Source organism: Staphylococcus sp. GDY8P57P, from assembly GCF_017892585.1.
Classification (GTDB): Bacteria; Bacillota; Bacilli; order Staphylococcales; family Staphylococcaceae; genus Staphylococcus; species Staphylococcus borealis.
In genome coordinates this window covers 447,849-467,495 of sequence record NZ_JAESLK010000019.1, presented here as the reverse complement: position 1 = coordinate 467,495, position 19,647 = coordinate 447,849, and the positions used below count along the sequence as shown (strand labels likewise).

The 19,647-nt window shown below is 31.8% G+C and carries 17 protein-coding genes; 3 read left to right on the top strand and 14 right to left on the bottom strand.

What is annotated here, in order from left to right; all coding sequences use genetic code 11:
* Nucleotides 1-427: 427 nt before the first annotated feature.
* The 7 genes from KA878_RS09210 to KA878_RS09180 form a co-directional block, all read right to left on the bottom strand.
* Nucleotides 428-1,495 (bottom strand): P-loop NTPase, encoded by a 1,068-nt coding sequence (locus KA878_RS09210; RefSeq protein ID WP_193839086.1) that lies wholly within the window; start codon nt 1,493-1,495, stop codon nt 428-430.
* A 146-nt stretch (nt 1,496-1,641) separates the two neighbouring features.
* Entirely contained in the window at nt 1,642-3,093 is a 1,452-nt protein-coding gene (locus tag KA878_RS09205) for an MDR family MFS transporter (protein WP_053028516.1), read from the bottom strand.
* Nucleotides 3,094-3,165: 72 nt separating this feature from the next.
* Nucleotides 3,166-3,636 (bottom strand): SepA family multidrug efflux transporter, encoded by a 471-nt coding sequence (locus KA878_RS09200; RefSeq protein ID WP_053028517.1) that lies wholly within the window; start codon nt 3,634-3,636, stop codon nt 3,166-3,168.
* A gap of 125 nt (nt 3,637-3,761) precedes the next feature.
* Entirely contained in the window at nt 3,762-5,090 is a 1,329-nt protein-coding gene (sdrM, locus tag KA878_RS09195) for a multidrug efflux MFS transporter SdrM (RefSeq protein ID WP_193839085.1), read from the bottom strand.
* Between the two features lie 141 nt (nt 5,091-5,231).
* Nucleotides 5,232-5,915, bottom strand: a complete 684-nt coding sequence (trhA, locus tag KA878_RS09190; RefSeq protein ID WP_075108905.1) for a PAQR family membrane homeostasis protein TrhA — start codon at nt 5,913-5,915, stop codon at nt 5,232-5,234.
* Between the two features lie 16 nt (nt 5,916-5,931).
* On the bottom strand, nt 5,932-7,119 hold the full coding sequence (locus KA878_RS09185) for a UTP--glucose-1-phosphate uridylyltransferase (RefSeq protein WP_193839084.1): 1,188 nt from the start codon (nt 7,117-7,119) through the stop codon (nt 5,932-5,934).
* A 55-nt stretch (nt 7,120-7,174) separates the two neighbouring features.
* Nucleotides 7,175-7,693 carry a metal-dependent hydrolase gene (locus tag KA878_RS09180; RefSeq protein ID WP_193839083.1) on the bottom strand — a complete coding sequence of 173 codons (519 nt, stop codon included), beginning with the start codon at nt 7,691-7,693 and terminating at the stop codon, nt 7,175-7,177.
* 174 nt (nt 7,694-7,867) lie between these two features.
* Between KA878_RS09180 and KA878_RS09175 the strand changes: the two genes are divergently transcribed.
* Both KA878_RS09175 and KA878_RS09170 read left to right on the top strand, forming a co-directional pair.
* Entirely contained in the window at nt 7,868-8,128 is a 261-nt protein-coding gene (locus tag KA878_RS09175; protein WP_053028522.1) for a SunI/YnzG family protein, read from the top strand.
* A gap of 161 nt (nt 8,129-8,289) precedes the next feature.
* The gene (locus tag KA878_RS09170; RefSeq protein ID WP_193839082.1) at nt 8,290-8,604 is read left to right on the top strand and encodes a heme oxygenase; all 315 of its coding nucleotides are present in this window, start codon (nt 8,290-8,292) and stop codon (nt 8,602-8,604) included.
* Nucleotides 8,605-8,679: 75 nt separating this feature from the next.
* Here the strand turns inward: KA878_RS09170 and KA878_RS09165 are convergent, their stop codons facing one another.
* The 7 genes from KA878_RS09165 to KA878_RS09135 all read right to left on the bottom strand — a co-directional run bounded on the left by KA878_RS09165 (nt 8,680) and on the right by KA878_RS09135 (nt 17,518).
* Nucleotides 8,680-10,053, bottom strand: a complete 1,374-nt coding sequence (locus tag KA878_RS09165) for a YjiH family protein (RefSeq protein WP_228480662.1) — start codon at nt 10,051-10,053, stop codon at nt 8,680-8,682.
* Nucleotides 10,054-10,268: 215 nt separating this feature from the next.
* Nucleotides 10,269-11,234 carry a FecCD family ABC transporter permease gene (locus KA878_RS09160; RefSeq protein ID WP_193839081.1) on the bottom strand — a complete coding sequence of 322 codons (966 nt, stop codon included), beginning with the start codon at nt 11,232-11,234 and terminating at the stop codon, nt 10,269-10,271.
* On the bottom strand, nt 11,231-12,262 hold the full coding sequence (locus KA878_RS09155; protein WP_193839080.1) for a FecCD family ABC transporter permease: 1,032 nt from the start codon (nt 12,260-12,262) through the stop codon (nt 11,231-11,233). The genes KA878_RS09160 and KA878_RS09155 overlap by 4 nt, the downstream gene beginning before the upstream one ends.
* A 12-nt stretch (nt 12,263-12,274) precedes the next feature.
* Nucleotides 12,275-13,273, bottom strand: coding sequence for an ABC transporter substrate-binding protein (locus KA878_RS09150; protein WP_075108910.1), 999 nt, complete (start codon nt 13,271-13,273; stop codon nt 12,275-12,277).
* A 249-nt stretch (nt 13,274-13,522) separates the two neighbouring features.
* Nucleotides 13,523-14,584: an alanine/ornithine racemase family PLP-dependent enzyme gene (locus KA878_RS09145; protein ID WP_075108911.1), complete on the bottom strand. Its 1,062-nt coding sequence runs from the start codon at nt 14,582-14,584 to the stop codon at nt 13,523-13,525.
* Nucleotides 14,585-14,587: 3 nt separating this feature from the next.
* Nucleotides 14,588-16,345, bottom strand: a complete 1,758-nt coding sequence (locus KA878_RS09140; protein WP_193839079.1) for an IucA/IucC family protein — start codon at nt 16,343-16,345, stop codon at nt 14,588-14,590.
* A gap of 3 nt (nt 16,346-16,348) precedes the next feature.
* Entirely contained in the window at nt 16,349-17,518 is a 1,170-nt protein-coding gene (locus KA878_RS09135) for an MFS transporter (RefSeq protein ID WP_193839078.1), read from the bottom strand.
* Nucleotides 17,519-17,632: 114 nt separating this feature from the next.
* On the opposite strand from KA878_RS09135, the gene KA878_RS09130 reads away from it, so the two are divergent.
* The gene (locus KA878_RS09130; protein WP_193839077.1) at nt 17,633-19,582 is read left to right on the top strand and encodes an IucA/IucC family protein; all 1,950 of its coding nucleotides are present in this window, start codon (nt 17,633-17,635) and stop codon (nt 19,580-19,582) included.
* Nucleotides 19,583-19,647: the final 65 nt, after the last annotated feature.

Here is a 19,647-nt window from a genome sequence, read left to right as displayed (position 1 = left end):
TACTAAATAGTGTTTGTAACAGTTAAGTTACTGTTTATTGGAATTAACGTTGACATATTGTCATTCAGTTTTCAATGTTCATTTTTAAACTAACTTCTTAATTGTATAACATTCTTTTTAGAAAGTCAACAACTTTTGTTGATTACTTTTATTATTTTAAGTCATCTTTTTTTATTTTGCAATGGTAAGTTTTACACCATTTTAACAAACTTTGTAAGGAATTAACATTCCGTTTTCGACGACTTTTATATAATATCAAGTTTGAATAGTTAAGTCAACACTTTTTTTGAACTAATTTTTGTCTTTGTTATGTTCAAGTTTCATTGTTGCTCACAAGAAATTATTCTATCAGATTCAAAATATTTTGCAATAGAAAAACGCATGAAAATCTGAATTTCCATGCGCTAATTTTACACTAAATAGGATTTTATTTTTTAATTGTAGATGCTATCACTTTTTGAGCAATAGACGTATAAACTTTACCTAATCGATCATCAGCTTGATAAATAGATGGTGAGAAATCTTTAGGATTCCATGTAGGTTGTTCTAATGGTAATTCACCTAGTAACTGCGTATTTAATTCATCTGCTAGTTTACGTCCGCCACCTTTACCAAAGACATATTCTTTATTACCAGTTTCTTTACTTTCGAAATAGCTCATATTTTCAATGACACCTAAGATAGAGTGTTCAGTATGTTTAGCCATCGCTCCTGCTCTTGCAGCTACAAATGCTGCTGTCGGATGAGGCGTAGTTACAATGATTTCTTTACTACTTGGTAACATTGAATGAACATCTAAAGCTACATCACCTGTACCTGGTGGCAAGTCTAATAGTAAATAGTCAAGTTCTCCCCACTTCACTTCTACAAAGAAATTAGTTAACATTTTGCCTAGCATCGGTCCACGCCATATAACTGGCGCATTCTCTTCTACGAAAAATGCCATTGATATTACTTTTACGCCATGACGTTCAACAGGAATTATTTCTTTACCTTGGACTCCCGGTTTCTCATCAATACCCATCATATCAGGTACACTAAATCCATAGATATCAGCGTCTACTAAACCAACACGTTTGCCTTCTCGTGCTAATGCAACTGCTAGGTTTACTGCAACTGTCGATTTACCTACGCCACCTTTACCTGAAGCAATCGCTATAAATTCTACTGGATTATCTTTAGATAATAATCCCTCTATAGTTTTTGGTTGTTCTTCTTTTTTACCTGTATATCGTTCTACCGTTTCGGCAGGTAACTCTTCAAATCGTATCCCAACAGTGTTAGCCCCATTTTCTTTTAGCGCTTTTACTATTGCCATTTGTAAATCTAATTGTGGTTGTCCACCTAGTTGCGCCATTGCCACTTTAACACTAACGTGTTCTATTTCTTCTTTTGTAGTTACTTCGATGATGCCATCTGTTTCTTTAAGTGGTACATTTATTATCGGATCTTTTAATGCTCCGACTATTTCTTTCACTTGATCTACCGTTAACAATGTAAATCCCCCTTAGCATTCTTTATATCTCTATAATAACAAATATTAATATGTATTGACTTTCTAAATCAGTATATATTTTTTAAATGTATAAAAAAAGAAGTTAGCTCAATATATGAAGACCAACTTCTATCTTTATCTAATCGTTATATATCACGTGTATTCGTTGTTTTTTTAATGTAGTGTCTTTCTTCTTTAATAAATAGAGAGAAGATGAAACCAACAATCACTAATCCAGTTACTATTGCAAATGATAAATCAACACCTGCTGCAACACTTTGTCTTTGTGCGATTTCATGATTGGCACTTATAGATGAACTTTGACTTAGTAATTTAGCCCCAATACTCATAATGGTTACCATTAAGGCCGTTCCAAGTGAGCCAGCCATAACACGGCCAAAGTTCATAATGGCAGTACCATGCGAAATGTCTTCATTTTTAAGTGCGTTAATACCTGCTGTATTAATTGGCATCATTAATAGTGAAACAGCAAACATTCTTATTGCATACACGATAACTAACATGGTATAAGATGAATCATATTTTAAGAAACTCAACAAGGCAGTAGTTATAATGAGCACGATAAATCCAATTAGAATTAAAAGTCTAGGTCCATATTTATCGTAAATTTTACCGGTGTAAACAGACATTATACCGTTTAAAATAGCCCCTGGCATTATGACCAATCCAGACATGAAGGCACTAAGACCAAGACCGTTTTGAACGAACAATGGAATCAAAAGTGCCGGACCTACCATTGACATCATGACAATCATTGAAGTAATAGTACTGAAAGTGAAAATTTTACTTTTGAAAACTCGGAGATTTAACAACGGATTAGTTATATATAATTGTCTTCTTACAAACGCAACAACAATTAACATTCCAATTATAAATGAAAAGATAACAATTGGATGAGTGAATCCAAGATTGCCTGCACTACTAAATGCATAAAGCATCAATCCAAATCCTAACGTTGAATAAATAACTGATCGTTTATCTAACGCTGTTTTTTTAGTTTCATTGTAACTAGATAATGTAATAGCACCAAAGATATAACCTATAAGTGCAATGCCTACAACGATAATGAATGGGACTCTCCAACTCGTATTATCTATAATTAAGCCTGAAAAAGTAGGGCCAATCGCTGGTGCAAATTGGATAACTAAGCCAGCTAAGCCCATTGCAAAACCACGCTTTTCTTTAGAAAATAAAGTAAATAACGTAAACTGCATGAGCGGCATAATAATTCCAGCACCGATTGCTTGTATCACTCTGGCAAACATTAAAACACCAAAGTTAGGTGCAATAGCAGCAACAATAGATCCAATAAGGAAGATTCCCATAGAAACTAAGTATAATGGCTTAGTTTTAATTCTATCCATTAAGTATGCAGTCAACGGAATCATTGTCCCATTAACTAACATAAAACCAGTTACCAACCATTGGGCAGTATTTTCAGATGTATTTAGTTCCCTCATAATATGCGGTAAAGCAGTATTTAATAAAGTTTGATTTAAAATAGCTATAAATGCACTTAATAACATTACTGCAACAATGAGGTTCCGTTTTTTTGTGGATACTTCTATATTCGCCATATAAAAACTCCTTTTAATTCAAAGACATTGTTATATTCAACCAAACTTTAGTACGCCAAGCAAACTAAATGCTTACTCTTTCTTATTATTAAGATTCTCACTATCTGGATAAAATATAATTTTAAATATATATAATAGCCCTATGATGACTGCGATGACCCAAAAGTCAATTTTTATATAAACGTAGTGTATATGAATTATAAAATAGAAGAGTATCGTTGTTACGACATAAGAAATCAAATGAAACATACTACCACTAAAATATGGATTGTTAGGCAATTGCTTTCTAAAGTAGTCCATTAAATGTTCAATGGCAAATAAAATGAAGTAACCAAAAACGATATAACTTCCATAATAAACTAAATTATCTACTAAATTTTTATTATAGGTAAAGTCTCCTAAGTTAAAAAAAATTAGGATTCGACTTAAACCAAATAAACCAAATCCTAAAAACATTAAAAAAATAGCACCTGAAATAATAAAGATAGTGAGGACAAATAAAGTAGATAAAATATTTTTATAATTATTTTTAAAAAACTTCATCTTTTGCCCTCCTTTGTTTCACACGGCTATTTTATCATTTATAAAACGCAATATAAAATTTAAAGCGCGATATTAAAAGAACTTAATAATACATCACATTTAGTTTATGTTAAAACTTTAATATGCTATGCCTTGGATTTATAAAGCGTTGACCACATGATGATGAGTAAGATACTCACTAATGCAGCTGCAAGTAAAATATTATAAAAATGACCATTTATAAACCCTATTGACATAGCGTACAAATACCCCATTACAGTTGAACCTATTGATGAACCTAAATTTTTGGTTAATGCATAAAAGGACATCATTTTCTTCATATGTCTCGGATTTGTTTCTTCTTGAACGATGACACTATCTTTAGTGTAAACAAAACCAAAGCTTAGTCCAGCGAGTATTACAGTTGCTGCAATTAATAATGGCATTTTCAAACCAAACATTAGTATGATACTACTGATTAATAATAAAGTGAATGCAGTGATGTATAATGCCTTACGCGTTAAATTAGCTTCAACTTTCGCTAAATTAAAATTTAAAACTAGCCAAGCTACTGACAATGGGAATATAACCAGTCCACTTTGAAGTGGAGAGAGATGTAGATGATCTTGTAAGTAAATCGGTATATATAAATTGTATCCCATTAAAGTCATCGCTATTAAGAGATCCGTAACAAATACTAATGAGACTGAACGATTGAACTCTGAAATTGGTATGAATGGATTTTTGATTGTGCTTTCAAATTTGAATAAAATAAATATGAATATAAATGCTAACACTAAAGCAATCATATTTAATACTATTGATGACTTATATAATAAACCAAACATAAATAGGGCTATGAACACATAAAATAATGTAAGTCCTCTAACATCAAAGCTAGATGCTTTAACTTCCGCTTCCTCAGGAAAATGAAACGTAACAAATGCTAAAATAATTGCAATAACCGCTATCGGGATATTTATGAAAAATAGCCAATGCCATGTTGCAAACTCTAAAATAGCTCCACCTAGCAATGGTCCGATAATGCTAGATATCCCCCATACACTTCCAACTATACCCATAATTTTGTATCTAAATGGTATTTCAAAAGCTAATTTAGGAACAATTTGAGTTAACGACATCATAACCCCCGCTCCTAATCCTTGGACGATTCTTGAAATGATGAGCATAACAAATGTGCTACTCATTCCTGACATTAAACTACCTATACCAAACAATAATAAACCTACCATTGCAATATAAAGAATTTTAAAACGTGTTAATAATTCACCAACAATCGGGTTAGCTACTACCAACGCAATAAAATAAACTGTAAATACTAATGATATTGATGCTCCAGCATTTAAATCTGTTCTTATTGTAGGCATGGCTAATGAAATAATTGAACTTTCAATTGCAGCCATAAACATAGTTAAAACTAATGTAACAACAATACCTATAGACTTTAAATTCATGAACAATTTTCCTCCTTTTTATCTTTTTAGATACTTTAATAGAATAATCGTTAGATTTATTCAGACGCAATATAATAATCACTTTAAAATAAAAATAAGACTGATGACCGATAAAATCATCAACCTTATTTTTTAGTTTCTCTATATAAAATAAAGTATTGCAATAAAGTGGAACATTGAAGCGATAACGATAAATATATGCCAAATCATATGGAAATAAGGACGATTTTTTTGCGCATAAAACCAAGCCCCAATCGTATATGATAAACCGCCTAAAACTATAAATAAAATGAACATCCATGACGTACGCATAATGATAATAGGAAGAAAAATAATACCAACCCATCCCATCACAAGATATACAATTAAACTTAACTTTGGATTCACTTTTTCAGAGATAGATTTATATAATATTCCCCAAACTGTGGTACCCCATAATAATATAAACACTAACCAACCTATCCATCCGCCTACAACAGTTAATAGAACGGGCGTATACGTCCCAGAAATTGCAACATAAATCATACTATGATCAATGATTCTCAATATGTATTTATGTGCAGTATTGTTCTTCATTGAATGATATATTGTAGATGAGATAAACATCATAAAAATGCTAATTACAAATATTGAAACACTGATTGAGCTCAACGTTCCATGGGCTATATAGCTATGTACTGCCGCATAAGGAAGTAAAAAAAGCGTAATCAACGCAGCAACACCATGTGATACTGCATTACCTATTTCTTCACCAAAAGATAGCGGGATGATGTCTTTAAAAGATTCAACAACTGCACTTTTTGTATTCTTAGATGAGTTAGACATCTAACACCACCACCCTTTAAATTAAATTCATACGCTCTAAATCTGATGTAGCAGTTTCAACACTATCTTTACCTTCTTTATTTTTAAGTGGAGAGAATTCATCTTCTCTATTAACTTGTAACGTGTTAAAACTAGTTGCATATCTAAAAATATCAAAATAGAACAGTTCAAATTTTAAAGTTGGTTTTTCAACAACACCAAAATCTTCATCTAATTGCTTTAGATTTTTCACTGCTAAGTGATATGGTAAGTCATTATTTACCACTTGTTTAATAAAACCAACTTTAAAAGCATGAATACCAATATTTGCATTATTAAACGTATTTGCTACTTCTTCATCTAATTCAGAGTATTCAAGTACTGTATCTTTACTATTTTGATTTACTAAACGTCCAACACTTTCACCATCTTTAGGTTGAATTGATTTAGATGTTACATCACAATCATGTACTACTGTAAATCCTGCAAATAATGGATCTAAAACTTTAACTAATACATTGTCAATATTATTTAAGAAAATATATTTCACACCATCAGTTGCCATTTTATCTAAAAAGCCATTCTTATCTAATGATTTAAATACACCGCCATTACCATTTGGCGTCTCCATAATATAACCTTGTTCGTTCAGAATAAGACGTCCTTCTTCACTTAACGCAACCATATTATCTTGTTTGAAGAAATGTATATTATCAGGATTATAGCCAAAATAATCGTGTTGTTCAAAATACGTTAACGTTTCTTCATGATTAATATCACTAGTCATGATATACCAATTAATTAAATGACCCGTTTCTTTTTTAAGTTTAAGTAATTCTTGTGCTTGTAGTTCAAATAAACTAATTCCTTTTATTTCAAAAGAACCTTTAGGTCCTTTATAACCTAATCGAGTACCTTGGCCACCAGCCATCAAAAGTACTGCAAATTCACCGTTTCTTATTGCTTCTAATCCTTTATGTTCATATTTAGCTACTTCTTGATCCGCCAAGTCTGACTTGCGTTGATATTTCACTTCTGAAACTGTTGATACGTCTGAAATCGATTGACGATTTATATATAAATCTTTAAATAATTGCTGAATACTTTCTAAATCTAAATCATTCACTTTAGCTTCTAATTTTTCTTTTTCATTACTACTCATTAGCTTTTCATATTCACTCAAATGCTCTTGATTATATTTCTTTAATTGATTTTGATCTAACATTTTAACTCTCCTTGTGATGAATTCAATATGTATTCATACCCATAATAATTTAGTATTACCCTAAAATGGACTGGCTTATATATTGTAATAAATCATTAATAAACGTTTGGAATAATATGTATAATGCACCAATACTTAATGCAGTAGCCAGTGATACATCAACTAAGCCGCCTGTTTTAAAGGTGAATGGGAACTTAATAGTTAGAGGAATCGGATAAAGTAACTTTACTCCTCTTGGCGTTAACATATCTAGTATAACATGAGACGCCATACCACCGATAATGGAAACCAAATAGTATATAGGAGTTTGAATTAAATTAAGGAGGAATCCAATGATACCAATAAATAATAATGAGTGAGTGAATGTCCTATGACCAAATAAAATCCTAATGATTATGCTTAGCAACTTTAATTTCCTACCAATCTTACTTCCAGTATGACAAATATCTGGAAGCAAACTTGAAACCACTGATAAACATAATACAGTAACAGTAGAGAACAAATCAGTTTGAAAGTGTTCGGTTGTTAATGCACCCACTAGCAAACCAGCAGATACGTGAGTTTTGCCTGTCATATACCTTCTCCTTTATAGAGAACATTCTAACACAAAATACGCCAAAATACGAACATATTTTCGGTTAAAGTAAATAGTGTATCACAAAATAAAAAAGTATAGCATTAATACTTGAAAACGATTACATACTGATATATGATATAGACATAAATAACATAAAGGATGTGTTCTTTAATGGCAATGACTGTAAAGAAAGATAATAATGAAGTTAGAATTCAATGGAGAGTAGCAGATATTAAAATCCCTACTAGTGACATTAAAAATATCTCACAAGACCAAGAAATTCATGCCGTTCCAGATTTAGACTCTAAAAATATTTCACGTATTGGTTCTACTTTTGGTAAAACGAATAGAGTGATTATTGATACAGATGATCATGAATACATTATTTATACGCACAATGACCAAAAAGTTTATAATGAATTAACTAAGTAATGATATAATACAATTTCTTTCGCAAAGTTATATGTAACATTTCACTGCCAACGCATTAAATGTAGTTGGCAGTTTTTATATACCTATACATTTAATACTTAATTACTTTTTATTTTCCGAGTTATTAATTACACTATGCTTAAGAATAAGGAGGTTAAAAAATGTTTGTAGTAACAAATAGAATTACTGTAAAAAAAGGGTTCGCTGAAAAAATGGCACCAAGATTTACTAAAGGTGGAAAAATTGAAGCATTACAAGGTTTCCATAAAATTGAAGTTTGGAAAGTTGAACGAGACAAAGACAGTGAAGATATGTATGTCAATACGTGGTGGGAAACTGAAAAAGATTTCGAAGCATGGACTAAAAGTGATGCATTTAAAGAAGCACATCAAAATAGAGGTAAAACATCAGCCGAAACATCTCCAGTTATAAATAGTGAAATTGTCAAAGCTAATGTATTAGCTACCTTAAATTAAAAAGAAGGCAATGAAGTTATGTTGGTTGAATAAGATCAATATTTCCAACATAAATCTTCATTGCCTAAATTGTGGTTATAACAATAAGTGGGCCATCAATGCAATAATCGGTAAAGTGATAGCAGTTCTGATTAAGAAAATCATAAATAGTTTACCTAAGCTAACTGGTATTTTAGAACCAAGTATTACACCACCAACTTCTGATAAATATATTAATTGAGAAATACTTAATGCACCTATAACAAATCTCGTAATTTCACTATGTGCATCAGCGATGAGTATGGAAGGTAAGAACATATCCGCAAAACCAATTAATAAAGTTTCAGAAGCTTTAGCTGCCTCTGGTATTTGCAATAATTCAAGAATCGGAATAAATGGTTGTCCAATAATTGAGAATACCGGTGTATAGTTAGCAATCATCGTTGCAAGTGTTCCTATACTCATAACAACTGGAAGGATAACAAACCACATATCTATGACCGTTTTTAAACCTGATTTCCAAAATTCTTTAAATCCCGGTGCTTTCAAACCGACAATTGTCGCCTCTTCAAAACCATAGCCTATCGCCGTTTTACCTTCAGGTAATTTTTCTAATCTAGTATTTTCAGAAACTTCTTTCGTAAATTCATCGGGTATTTGGTTCAATGGCCAAATACGAGGCATAATCATAGCTGCTACAAAACATGAAACGATTACTGTTAAGTAAAAAGCAAAAAACTTATGTTGAAGTCCAACCGTTTCTGCGATAACAATTGCAAAAGTGATAGAAACTACACTAAATGTAGTCGAAATCACTATTGATTCCCTTCTAGAGTAAATACCTCTTTCATATTGTCGACTTGTAATAAGCACACCTACAGTTCCATCGCCTATAAATGAAGCAAGATTATCTACTGTCGAACGTCCAGGTAATGTAAATAAAGGTCTCATAATTGGTCTAAATAAAGGCCCTAAAAATTCCAACAACCCATATTCCATTAAGAACGGTAAAAATAGTGCAGCGAATAAAAATACTGCAACTAAGGTTGGTAATAGGTCGTTAAACACTAATCCACCTGTATCTTCTGAATAAATCACTTTTGACCCTAACTTAAAATAAGTCATCCAGACAAAGACAACTGCCAATAATCTTAATGTCATCCAAACTGGGCCGACTTTAAATGCACTATCTAATAGTCCACCAGGCTTAACCTTACTTCTAAATAGAGTGGAATATAAAAGTGTTAATATTGCAGATAATGTAATAATAGTAATGATGATGATGGGCATTGCATCTCCAAGTAGACTTTTTAACCAATTAGCTAAAAAAGCTACAGGTAATGTCGTTTGTTTTTCACCATCTTGCGTAACCGGAATAGGAATTAAGAAAAGTATAATTCCAATAATAGACATTGTTATAAACTTCGCTCTACCTTTAGCAATTTGTTGCTTCGTATATCCTTCCACCATTTATATAACCTCTTTCTCTCTCATAATTGATGTTTTTATATTCATTAATTATGTATTTATATTACTAGCTGACTTATAATTATATATAAATATAAGAATATATGCATTTTTATGAATAACATGTTTAATACTATATCTTATTTTTTATAAAGATGCAATATGAAAAGAGCTAAATTTCCACGTTTAATTAGAGGAAAATTAGCTCTTTAACTTCATTATATTCTTCTTAATAAAAATAAGAAATAAGGAACACCAATGATGGCAATGATAACACCAACAGGTATATCTAATGGTGGGTGAATACCTCTAGCCAGTCCATCACTGAATAAAATTAAAATCGCACCTATCAAACCAGACATGATTACTACATGAAAATATCGCTGTCCTACAATTGATCGAGCAATATGGGGTGCAATTAAACCTAGGAAGCTAATTCCACCAACAACTGAGATAGAAGCACCCGCTAACATTACTGATAAAATAAGTAAAATCATCTTAAGTCTTTGTACCCTTGCACCAAGTGCTGTAGCAATATGTTCGCCTAAATTTAAAATATCTAATTGATAACTCAAACCTAATACGAATGGTAAAGTAATAATAAACCAAGGTAGGATTGAATAAAAATTATCAATTGTATGACCGTATAAACTACCTGTTAACCAAACTAAAGCATTATTAGCATCCATAGGATTTCTAATAAGTAAAAATTGAACCACAGCTGTACATATCGCACCGATAGCTAAACCTATCAAAGCTAATGTTGATCCTTTAATATTATATTTAGAAATCAAAAATGACAAAATTAAACTGATTAATAATGCACCTATAAATGAACCAATTGGTAATACTAATAGTGGTGCAGAAGGAAATAACATAATTACAATAATTGCTGCTAAACTTGCACCTTTAGTTATTCCGATTACATCCGGAGATGCAAGTGGATTTCTAACTACACCTTGAATCACAGCTCCAGAAATAGCCAGACTACTTCCTACAACTAACCCCAATAATGTTCTTGGAATACGGTATTCATTAAGTATAAAATCATCCATACTTAAAACACTGTGAAATGCTTTTAACGGGCTATACATTGTTGAACCAACACATAAACTTACAAAGACACTTGCAATTAAACAAGTAATTACAATGGCATAACGAATAGATAATTGTCTTTTTGTCATATTCGTTTCACCCCTTTTAAAGTTATTAATAAGAAATAGATTGCTCCAACAAATGATGTAACAATACCAACTGGTGATTCATAAGGGAATGTTATAAGTCGACTTAACATATCTGATAGCAATAATAAATCTGCACCAATTAGAAATGTTAATGGCACCATTAAGAAGTAATCTTTGCTTATATAGCTTTTAACTATATGAGGGACAATTAAGCCAATGAATCCAATAGGCCCTGCTATTGAAACAGACGCGCCTGCTAGTACGATGACAAGTAGGCCAACTATAATTCTGATAAGCTGAGTCTTCTGGCCTAATCCTTTTGCTATATCGTCTCCTAATTCCATTATGGTTAATTGACGGCCTAGTAACATCGTTATGATAAGCGCTAATATGAGCCAAGGCATAACTGACAAGACTGCAGTCCATTTCAATCCATTTAATGAACCTACTAACCAGAACATAACGGTAGTATTAGAATCTTCATTTAAAATGATGATGCCTTGCGTTAAACTACTGAAAAATAAATGAATTGCCATTCCTGCAAGGGCCAATTTAATTGGTGTTATTTTTTTCGTAGATCCGGATAATACATAGACAGTTAATCCTCCAATAAATGCACCTATAAATGCTAAGTACGTAGCATAATTTCCTAATGCAGGTATTAATATGGTAATTAGTACTATGACAAACGATGCGCCAGAATTAACTCCGAATATTTGAGGCGATGCGAGTGGATTTCTAGTGATTGCCTGCATTAATAGACCTGCTAAAGCCAATGCACCACCAATCAATAAACCGCCAATCATTCTAGGCATTCTTACATTATGAATAAGAAATGTTTGTTTATTATCCATAGACGTAAAAAAGTATTCGAAAATATGTTTTGCATGAATTTCAGAAGAGCCAATCGCTAAATTAAAATATGCAAAAATAAAAAGAAAGCACCCACTCACAATAAATGTGAGTGTAGTGCGTCTCTTATTTGCTTTATCTATAGCAGATTGACTATCAGTTGATCTAATAGTCATCGCTTAGCCACCTTACTTTTCTTTGTCTTTTTTAGAAATTTCAACAAGTTCTTTAGCCATTTCTTCAGAAGATATCAAACCACGAGCTCTAGCCCAAGTATCTCGGCTAACAATACTTACACGATTATGTTTAACCGCATCTAATGTATCCCAAACTGGATCTTTTTTCATTTCTTGATAAGATGGTTCTTTAGGACTTGCACCATCAGTCATTATAAACATACGTTCTGGATTAACATCTTTTAACGTTTCAGCATTGAGTTGTAAATAAGGTCCTTGTAAATATTTACTTAAACCTTTAGTAACATCTTTATTTAATGCTTCTTTAAAGCCAAGCTGAGTTAGGAATTGACCTACATAAGATTCACTTGGATGCGCTAATAACCCAGACTTAGACGCTACTGCTGGTAACACTTTTTCATTTTTATCAAATTGAATCTCATCTTTGTATTTAGCTAATTTTTCTTTATGTTCTTCTAAACGTTTTTTACCTTCATCTTCTTTATTTAAAGCTTTAGCGACCGTTTTAAACGCTTCTATATTATCGTTATAGTCACCATCAAAACTTTTTAACTCAATTGTCGGCGCAATTTTACTTAATTCTTTGTAAATACCTTTATGTCGGTTACTATCCGCAATAATTAAATCTGGTTTTAATTTACTGATTTCTTCCAAATTAGGTTGTTTACGTGTACCAACTGATTTGTAATCACCAATTTTATCTTTTAATGGCTTGATAATACGATTTGGTTTATTATCATCAGCAACCCCCACTGGTTTAACATTAAGTGCTGCCAATGCATCTACGAATGAAAATTCCAAAGCTACTACACGCTTAGCATCTTTAGGAACTTCTGTAGTACCTAATTCATGTTTAATTTTAATTGCGTCTTTAGATGACGATTTACTATTTGAATCGTCTGACCCATTATTACTAACATTACCACATGCAGTAACTAATACTAATGCAAATAGTAATGCGACTATCCCTGCAAACTTAAAGCCTTTCATGAATTCCACTCCTTAATATGTATAGGTTTACAATACATAGTTTATTGATAACGATTATCAATGTCAATATCGTTTATGATATTTTTTAATTTTTTTATAAAAAATTATTGTAATTTTAATTAACAACAGAATATAGGTATATAAGCATAAATTAAAAAGCCATTAATCAGAAATATAATTCTAAATTAAAGGCTAATTAATCTATTACATAATGTTTCGATATCAATTTAATTCAAATAATAAATTAAATTATTTATGTGTCAGTATTGGAGAATGATTCATTTGATTATTCAAAGAATGAATATAATGATCCTTTAAATAGTTCTTTGTCATACGATTATGGTACATGACTTGAGAAAGTGCCTCATATTCCAATGAGAATTCAATAACATCTCCAATTTTATAATAATCTTGATTATTTAAGTTAATCATAAGATGGTCACTTGATGCGCCGACAATATCAACATCATTTTTTATCGGTTTAATTTTGTCAATATTTGTATCAACATAGCCTATATCTACTATAGCTTGTAGATAGCATTGGTTGTTATCTGATAACCGTGGTTTAATCTCCAATATTTCCGCTTCTAATGTAATGGCATTTTGAAATAACATCGGAATAGATTGATAAGTTGTCGTATCAACACCTCTAAACAGAGCTTCACCTATCCTTAATTCGTTAATTCTCCCCAAATCGTTATACATTAATTGCGGAATCATACTTGAGTTACCGCCGGATATAACTTTCAGTCTAAATCCTAAATTATTTTCAATAGCTTCAACGAATTGATTTATTTTAAATATATCGTCCTCAGTTGGTGCGGATGATTTAAAACACATAAAATTAAAAGCGATACCTACTAACTGAATTTGAGTCATTTTTATAATTTCTTCTATATAGTTTAGTACATCGTAGGTAATTACGCCTTCACGTCTATCTTTCCAATCTATCATCAGCATAATTTGATGTTTTTTATTTAAACTTTTAGCGATGTCATTGATTTCTCTAATCGTTTCAATTTCTGTTTGCATACTTATTTTTATTGTTTCGACAAGTTGCGTATAGTGTTTCTTAGATGTTGGTCTTAAAAGTAGGTAATTGCATTGATCCTTGAAGTTTTCATTTATATTCTCAAGTCTGGATTCTGCAAAATGCGTAATTCCTGATTGAATTAACGTTTCAATAATGCGACTGTCACCGGCAATGCATTTGATGACTGGAGTTAAATGTATATCATTCTCTTCTAATAATGTTCTCAACGCTTCTGCATTATATTCAATTTTAGATAAATTTATATTGATTTGAGCCACTTATTACACCTCTTTTCGAATTGGGTTCTCAAGTTCTATATTTAAATATTTTTTCACTCTATTGGTCATGCGCATGCGCAATAAAGCTTTTACAGTAATCGTTGGACCAAACAACACATCTCTTAATGCTTGGGCATGTGGCTTATGATCATTAATAGCGACTTCGACTTCTTTTCGGACTATATTAAACAATTCCGCTTCTGTTATATTTTCTTTTTTTGAAAAATAATGTATTAATTCAGCTAACTGATTTTGAATAACCGCATGCTGAAATTTAGCAATGACTTCCTCAATTGTTTGGGCTAATAAACTTTGATTTGTTATTTGTATATTATTCATTTTATGTGTAAGTGTGTTTAAGTCTATTCGAGAGCCACCTAAATCTCTTACAATAAAATTCATTTGAAAATTCGGGCCCAAATTTACTATCGTATTTTGCATATGTGCTTCTAATGCTATGCCATAGTCTTGTATTAAATTGAGTAAGGGTGTAATAAGTTGTCGACTATAATTTTCCATAAACGTTATGATGCCACTTTTATTTACCTCACCATTAACCCACTCAATATAACTATCAACTGTGATGTGTTGATCAATTGGATTTGGGTTAACCAATGCACCAGTAACAATTGTCACACCATTATTTGCTATGTAAGGTTTTTCTCTAATGATACATGCCAATTGTCTCGCGTCATCGTCATTTGTTTTAACACACAATCCATATGGCTCGATGGCAACATTTAGTTGTGAATATTGGTTTAAGACATTGTGTAGAGATTTACTCAATTTTGGACCATCTACTGTTGTTACACTTGAAACGGTTCTGACAGCACTTGTCGCTTGTACATTTACAGGTAGTTTTACGTGATAAGGTTTATTAATTAAAGACATCGTTCTAAATGATAATGTGGCTTTAGAATCGACTTCGAATGGTGTCGTGACTAATAATTTGTGCGCTATCCAATTTGAAAATTTGTCATAAATGGTATGGTTGTATTGCCACGGATGTACCAATATGACGTAATAGTCTTCTAATGAAATTTGTATCGATTGTGCATATTTTCTTAGCCTTAATTGATATTCTGGAATAACTTCTCTTAATATAAAGTCTTCAGTACCATCAATACTTGTCGCTTGAGCGCAGTCTTTCTGTAATAACATTATTTTTAATGGAATGACTTTTTCAAATTCAGGCGAATACATTTTAACTTCATCCATTGTTAATGGCAGTTTGGTTTTAGTAAGTGGATGCGTTGGATGTCCTTCCAATACTAAACTTTCGGAATATAATAAATCATTAATCTCATTGGAATCGCTTAAATGCTGTAACCATGCAAAGAAATTTAATGTGGTCGGCATACAAGAGAACTGCATACTTGATTGCACGTTATGTTGCCGTTGATCAAATTGCTTATAAATCTCAACAAAGCTATCCCTACTATGTATAATTTCATTAATAAGTTGTTGTTGTATATCAATATCAAAGTGATGTTTTAAAACACTTAATAATTTCTCTACCTCAGTGATTGTTTTATTTTCATTACCACATTGGTATGTAATTGGACCTTCAAAGTCATATCGTGACATCATACTTTTACGTTTAAAATGAGCAGATAGTATACACCCATGATATTGTATAGTTAATTGATGATTTTGAGTTGTTATTATAGTTTGTTCAGGCCAAATGCTTTCTTTGATCAATGCATTTAAAATGCGATATTGAATATTGGTGTCCGCATTTTGCCATGCGTTTTGAATCATATGTTACTCCTCCACTTTAATTGGTCTTTGCATCATATATGCTATGAATGCAATTATAAAAGTAAATACGCCCATTACGATGAATGTATTAATAGCACCCATAATTTCTGATAAAGTTGTTAATAGTAAACTTCCTAATGGTATCATTCCTCTGTCCATCATTACGATACTTAATATTTTTCCACGATGCTCAGGTGTTATATCCTCTTGAAAGTAAATTCGATTTGACGTTCTCGCTAATTGACTAAATAAACCTACAAGTGCCATACAAATGAACATGACTATAATCTGATGTATGATGACGCCTAATAGTGCTATGCCAAATAGACAAGAACTTAAATAATACATATGAACGGTATTTAACTTTTTCAAAATCAAAGGTAGTAAAAGCGTAGCTAGCATACCACCTATGGCACAAAAAGTCATTGATACGCCAAATATTTCTGAACGACCTGGAAATATATCATGTACTAATACTGGGACTAATGTCGTATATGAAAAACCTGTAGCCATTATGATTAATGAAGTAATGAATATTCTTGAAGCTTGCATATTATTCTTAAAGTATTCCCAAACAACATTAAAAGAAAACGCCTTGCCCGCTTTACTTATCTCACTTTCATTCTTGAACGTTAATGGTAAACATAAAAGTGTCGCAATGCAGTAACACGCCGTTTGAGCAAGAAAAGTAGCCGGTGCATGGTAAATAGATAAAATAAGTCCTGCAACCGCTGGACCGATTGAACGACAAATGTTGATGATGAAAGAATGATATGAAACAGCTTGACTCGTATTTAACCGACTAGATAAATCAGGTAATACAGCCTGTCTTATTGGTGTTTCTGTCGCATTAATCATACCTCTAAGTGTCGCATAAATCAGAATGATACTAATTGGTACTTTAGCTAATAGAAAAGTACAAGCACATAGTATGCCTGTCACTATAAATGAGGATGAAATAGTTATTTTAAGTAATTTCCCTCTATCAAACTTGTCTGCAATAGCGCCAGCCCAGACACTTAATAACAAAATCGGTACGAGTCGGCAAAAATTAACCAATCCCAAATAGACTGCGTTATGATAACTAGTAAGCACATACCAATTCAAGCCAATTTGTCCTATCCAATTCCCTAGAAATAATAAAAAGGAACTAGAGAAGAAAAATTTCGCCACAGTATTCCACCTACTTATTTATAATAATATTTATAATTGATAATGAATATCATTATCGATATTATGGATTATACAAATGTTTTAGATTTTTGTAAAATGAATTTGAGGTGCCATATGAATAATTTAATTTCAATACATAATAAAAACATACAGTTAACTGAGGAAGAATTAGGCGCGTTAAACTATTTAGAACAAGCGTTACCCCACTTAGTTAGCTACTTTAAAAATGAGTTACTCATTGCTCGAGATAAAATCTCACAACGCTTAATTACATCACTCTACAGAGAGAATTTAGTTAACGCTCAATCAAATAGTGTCATCATGTGGTCCAATGATATCAAAGACTGTCCCATCGATGGACAACACCAAATGATGCGCGTGTATTTTCCACAAGAGGATAAATATATCTTTGCACGTATTACTGGTAAGCATGCTTTCGGACGTGTGGATGTTGAAGGCCCCTTTTATTATCGCGCTAAACATAGTAACCAATTTTGTCGTATATTGCATCCAAATGAAATATTAGCTAGCATTTTAAAAGAAAAACCAGCGTTAGATAATGAAGCAAGTTCACAATTTAAGGATGATATGGAGAATAGTGTTGCAAACATGGCGTTAGCACTTGCTTATCAAGCTTATGAGATGCAACATGCAAACGAACCATTATTGGACATTATTTTTAATGAACAAGATAGTTATTTACGTTCGGAGCAGGCTGTTATTGAAGGTCATCCGCTTCATCCAGGTGCTAAATTACGTAAAGGGCTAAATGCTAATGAAAATATTAAATATAGTTCTGAATATAATAAAGAAATTAACTTAAAATGTGTACTCATTCATCAAAGTATCGCTAAAACTGAAACGTTATCGCTTACGTATAATGATGAACTAAAATCCCACTTTCCAGAACTCTATCAACGCATTGAAAATGAATGTACTGGTTTTATTAAACTTGATGATTATGATTTGATGATTGTCCACCCATGGCAGTTTCAAAACATATTACTACATCAATACGAAGAAGAATTAAAGCATCATTTAATGATTCCATTAAACGTAGAACTGCCATATTATGCTGGATTATCATTCAGAACATTAATGCCAAAATATCCTGTAACTTTGCCACATATCAAATTATCTACTAATGTGCATATTACTGGTGAAATTAGAACTTTATCTGAACAGACCACACACAATGGTCCTTTAGTGACTCGTATTTTAAATGACATTCTAGAACAAGATGCAGATTTCACATCCTATAGAACTGGTATTTTAAATGAATTTGCTGGCATTCACTTTTATAATTCAAATGACGCTGAGGCTATACAAACAGATCGTAGTGAACAATTAGGGACCCTTTTTAGAGATAATATTTATAATCTAATAGACAATGATAGTGTGCCTATTATTCCATCGAGTTTAGTGGCTACTTATAAAAATAATGAAGAACCGCCGATAATAAGTTTAATTCAGCGCTATAAAACGAATTATGTAAAGGATAGTTTAGACGTTGCAGCACACGAATGGTTAACCGACTATATTTCTCAACTGTTGGGTATCGTCATGCCTTTATATGTGAAATATGGTGTTGCATTAGAAGCACATTTACAAAATTCAATTGCAATATTTAATACTGATGGTCGATTGCGTACGATATATATTCGTGACTTTGAAGGTTTACGAATCGATGAACAACAATTAAATGAAGCTGGTTATGTGACTGAGCATTTTCACGAAAAATCTAGAATACTAACCGATTCTAAAACTACAGTATTTAATAAAGTATTTTACTCGACTGTTCAAAATCATATAGCTGAACTTATATTGACCGTTTCTAAGTTTATCGATGACGACAAATTTGAAGCTACATTATGGAATAGTGTTGGAAATATCATTCATCATATTCTAAATCAATTAACAAATGTTAACACAGATCGCATATCTCAAATTAAAAAAGTCATATTTGATGAAGTAATAGATTATAAATGTGTGACTACAATGCGCTTAGAGGATGAAGCACATCACTATACTTACATTAAAGTAAGTAATCCATTGCATAAATAAAATGACAAATTATTTGAACAAATAAAATTGATACAAAAAACCCTTTAGGCTGTAAACACAACCTA